Consider the following 4,712-nt stretch of genomic DNA (forward strand, 5'->3'; position numbering starts at 1 on the left):
GCGGCTGGGTGCGGTGCTGCTGGCGACGCTGCTGGTGCTGCTGACCTGGTTGCTGCTGCTGCGGCGTGGCAACCGGCGGCTGCGGCAGGCGCGGAAGATCGAGYGCGATGCGCGGCGGCTGGCCGAAGAGAGCACCGCCGCGCGCGGCCGCTTCATCAGCTACCTGACGCACGAGCTGCGCGGCACGATCGGCGCCATCGGCACCGGCGCGCAGATGCTGAAGGAGACCCTGCCGCCCGAGCGCCGCCAGCGGCTGGCCGATGCGATCAGCGAATCGGCCGAGGGCTTCAGGAGCCTGCTCGAGACCACGCTGCAGTACGAGCAGCAGCTGGAGCGGCGCGTCGAGCTGCAACTGGCGCCGACCGAGTTCGCGGCGCTGTGGCTGCAGATGATCGCGCCGCTGGAGCTGAGCGCGCAGGGCAAGGGCCTGGGTTTCCGCGCGACGCTTGCGGCCGACAGCGCGGCGCGCGTGCTGATCGACGCGCAGCGGCTGCGGCAGGTCGTCAACAACCTGGTGGGCAACGCGATCAAGTTCACCAGCGAAGGCGAGGTGACGGTGCAGGGCCGGTTGAAAGGCGAGGGCGCGGCCGTGCAGCTGGAGCTCGACGTGTGCGACACCGGGCCGGGGTTGAGCGACGAGGACCGCTTGCGCCTCTTCCAGCCGTATGCGCAGGGCGTGCAGGGGCAGAAGCTGCGGCAGGGCGCGGGCCTCGGGCTCGCGATCACGCGGCAGATCGTCGAGGCGATGGGTGGGCGGATCAGCGCCGAGGCCGCGCCTGGGGGCGGGGCGGTGTTCCGGGTCAGTGCGACGGTGGTGGCGGCTTGAGGGCGCTTTTGCTTGAAGCGGAGGAGAGGACATGGCAGATGCAAAGGAAGCTGACATCAAGGCGGTGTCTTCGTTAGCACCATGGCATGACGATCTGCTGAATCGCCGCGAGTACGCCGACTTTTTGACGGCCTACCTTTCCAGGCGTGTGTGCCCGGAAAGCGGTCCCAACGCCTCGTTCACCTTGGCGCTGGATGCGCRGTGGGGCCAGGGCAAGACCTATTTCATTCAGAACTGGGCGCGTACGCTTCAAGAGTCCACCGACTCGCATCCCGCTTTCGTCTTTGACGCTTGGGCGGCGGACTATGCGGCCGACCCTGTCGTGGCGTTCATGGCCGCATTTCGGTCGGCGATCGATGCCGAAATCTCTCGGGGTGGCCTGAAACCCTCGTTGCAGAAGAAGGCAAAGAGGAMTATTGGCAACGCGGTGCGCTTTTTGCGGCGCGGGCTCATCCCGGCTGGCAAGCAGGTCGCGAAGGGTGTCTTGACGAAGGTGACCGGGGTAGCCGCTGGCGAGGTTGTGGAAGCGTTCCGAGATGGTTCCGCCGAAATCGACATGGATCAACTCACGGAGGCTGGCCTCGATGGAGTCAACGCTGGCCTCGACGCGTACTTTGAAAAAGAGCTCGAGGCTCATTCGGAAAAGGCGCAAGTCTTCCGTGATTTCCGAGAGTCGGTCGAGGAGACTCTTCGCGTGATTTCCGAAGCCAGCGATCGCAAGCTTCCGCTATTTGCGTTTGTCGATGAACTCGATCGTTGCCGCCCCGATTTTGCGATCTCGCTGCTTGAGGGCCTCAAGCACGTGTTCGGCATCAAGGGCGTTTGCTTTGTGGTGTCCACCAACGTTTCGCAGCTGACCGAAGCAGTGAAAGCCGTCTATGGATCGGGCTTCAATGGCTACAGCTACTTGAAGYGATTCTTTGATGTCAGCTACGCCTTGCCTGATTTCAATGGTGATACGTTCATCGATGATTTGGTGCGGCATCACTTGGTGCTGCCGGTCGCTGTCGATCTTGGTTTGCCTCTTCGGGGCTCGGGCAGCGTGGAGAAGAAATCGCCGGTCGCCACACTCAAATGGATCTTCGATGCGTTCGAGCTGGACCTTCGGTCACAGCGTCAAGTGTGCGAGATGATTTCGGCTGCGGCTGCAGGTGTCCCGGGATCGAAGACCATATTCCTTCTCTGGCTTGCGTTCCTCTGCGCGCTTCGACACGTCGATTCCGCAGGATTCGATGCCATCGCCATCAAAGGCGACGTGGCTGCCGACTTTCAAGGCGTCGTCAAGGCGCGAATCAAGCGTGACCAGGGAACAACGTTTTTTGCTGAGCGAAGTGGCATGGAGTTTCGATACGACCCGAAAACGCCCCGCACCGTCTCGCTTTGGGATGTCGTATCCAAGTACTACGTTTGGTCGTGGGCCGATTTGAAAGATATCAGCAGGATTGCCAGCGATTCGAATGCATATGACTACCCTCAATCGCTGGCAAGCAAGCTGGCGGAGGAGTTGCCCAATCCTCACAACCCGGACGAGAGCTACTCTCCATCGATCCGGTCCTACTACCGCCTCGTCAGGTGCGCGGGGCAGCTGACTCTCGGATAGCGCCGGCGATAAGGATGGTGTTCACCAAGACGCCTCGGATCCGTGCTGCGTCTGAGGCTTGTATCCGTCAGACACCTCACAAGAACGCTTGTTTACATCGTGGAATTGAAATTCCACAGATGATGCCGCCGGAACGAATGTTCACCCAACATCGCAAGGAGGCGGCGCCATGGAACCCACGACGATCCTGAAGACCCCGCGAGTGAGGCCGCTGTGGCGGCTCGCATCGGGGACACCGTTGGCCTTCATGACCGCGCTCGCGCTGTCGGCCACACCGGCCTGGGCCGCCACCACCACGCTCGTCGGCAAGGCCAGCGGCCGCTGCATGGACGTCAGCGGCAACAGCACGACCTCGGGCGCAGCCGTCCAGATCTACGACTGCCACGGGGGCGCCAACCAGAAGTGGGAGTTCACCGCCTCGGGCGAGCTGCGCACCTTCGGCGGCACCCGCTGCCTCGATGCCAAGGGCCAGGGCACCACGAACGGCACGCGGGTCACCTCGTCCACCTGCAACGGCCAGGCCAACCAGCAGTGGCGCTACAACGCCAACGGCACCATCACGGGTTCGCAATCCGGCCTGTGCCTCGACGTCGTCGATGCCAGCAACGCGCAGAAGGCGCCCGTGCAGATCTGGGCCTGCCACGGCCGGGGCAACCAGGTGTGGAACCGCAGCGATGGCGGCAGCAATGACGCGCAGGCACCGTCGATCCCCGGCAACCTGAAGATCGCCAACCTGCAATGCCGCTCGGTCACGCTGTCGTGGTCGGCCTCGACCGACAACGTCGGCGTCGCGTTCTACGACATCTACCACGACGGCCAGGCCATGGCCTCGGTGAGCGGCAGCACGCTCAGCACCACGCTCACGCTGAACCCGGGCGCGCAGTGGGGCCTGTACGTGAACGCCCGCGATGCGGCGGGCAATGTCTCGCAGGCCAGCACCACGCTGCCCATCAGCGTGCCGCAGTGCAGTGCCGACACAGAAGCGCCCACCATGCCCGCCGGCCTCACCGGCTCGGTGGCAGGCACCGCCGCCACGCTGCGCTGGAGCGCCTCGACCGACAACGTCGCGGTGAGCGCCTACGACGTCTACCGAGATGACGCCAAGGTCGGCTCCACCTCGAACCTCAGCTACACCGACAGCGGCCTCGCGGCCAACACCACCTACCGCTATGCCGTGGCCGCGCGCGATGCGCAGGGCAACGTGTCGCAGCGCACCACCAGCGTCAGCCTGACGACCGGCAGTTCGTGCAGCAACCCGGTGTGCTCGGTGAGCCAGGTGACGACCGACACCGACATCCCCTGGGGCCTGGTCGCGCTGCCCGATGGCAGCGTGCTCTACAGCCGCCGCGATGCGCAGGACATCGTGCGGCTGAACCCGGCCACCGGCGCGAAGACCACCGTCGGCAAGATCCCGAACGTGTCGGGCACCGATGGCGAGGGCGGCCTGATGGGGCTCGCGGTGACGCCGGCCTTCCCGGCCACCGACCCGTGGCTCTACGTGATGCACACGACGGCCACCGACAACCGCGTGATCCGCCTGAAGTACGTCAACGGCACGCTGGACACCTCGACCCTCCAGGTGCTGCTGAGCGGCATCCTGCGCAACAAGTACCACAACGGCGGCCGCCTGCGCTTCGGGCCCGACGGCAAGCTCTACGTGGCCACCGGCGATGCACAGAACGGCGCCAATGCGCAGAACACCAGCGGCCTGAACGGCAAGGTGCTGCGCCTGAACCCGGACGGCACGCGGCCCACCGACAACCCGTTCGGCAACTACGTGTGGAGCTACGGCCACCGCAACCCGCAGGGCCTGGCCTTCGATGCGCAGGGCCGGCTGTGGCAGCAGGAGTTCGGCGACAGCACGATGGACGAGACCAACCTGATCCAGAAGGGCGGCAACTACGGCTGGCCCGACTGCGAGGGCACCTTGTCGCGCGGCGGCAGCGGCTGCGCCACCTCGGGCTACATCGCGCCCAAGCGCACCTACCCGACGGCCGACGGCTCGTGCAGCGGCATCGCGATCGTGCGCGGCGTGCTGTACGTGGCCTGCCAGCGCGGCACCCGCGTGTACCGCGAAGTCATCAGCGGCGACAGCCTGACCAACGTGCAGGAGCTGTTCCGCGGCACCTACGGCCGCATCCGCACCGTGGAGCCCTCGGTCGACGGCAACCTGTGGATGAGCACCACCAACAACGGCGACAAGGACAGCACCGCCAACAACAGCGACGAGAAGATCTTCAAGGTGATCCTCGGCAATTGACGGCGTGCGGCGGGTCACCCGCCGCA

The 4,712-nt window shown here is 65.2% G+C and carries 3 protein-coding genes; all 3 read left to right on the plus strand.

All coding sequences use genetic code 11. From position 1 onward, the window contains the following. The coding region (locus tag AC1DXV_RS31510) for a sensor histidine kinase (RefSeq protein WP_477937420.1) at nucleotides 1-826 on the plus strand (826 nt) is incomplete at its 5' end. Nucleotides 827-857: 31 nt separating this feature from the next. Beyond that, on the plus strand, nucleotides 858-2,426 hold the full coding sequence (locus AC1DXV_RS31515) for a KAP family P-loop NTPase fold protein (RefSeq protein ID WP_477937422.1): 1,569 nt from the start codon (nucleotides 858-860) through the stop codon (nucleotides 2,424-2,426). A gap of 169 nt (nucleotides 2,427-2,595) precedes the next feature. Beyond that, nucleotides 2,596-4,686, plus strand: a complete 2,091-nt coding sequence (locus tag AC1DXV_RS31520; RefSeq protein ID WP_477937424.1) for a PQQ-dependent sugar dehydrogenase — start codon at nucleotides 2,596-2,598, stop codon at nucleotides 4,684-4,686. The last annotated feature ends 26 nt before the right edge of the window (nucleotides 4,687-4,712 follow it).

It is taken from the genome of Rhizobacter sp. P3_C12, from assembly GCF_056402735.1.

Coding starts and splice junctions, on each gene's coding strand:
- AC1DXV_RS31520 (WP_477937424.1), top strand. CDS start 2,596: ATGGAACCCACGACGATCCTGAAGACCCCGCGAGTGAGGCCGCTGTGG.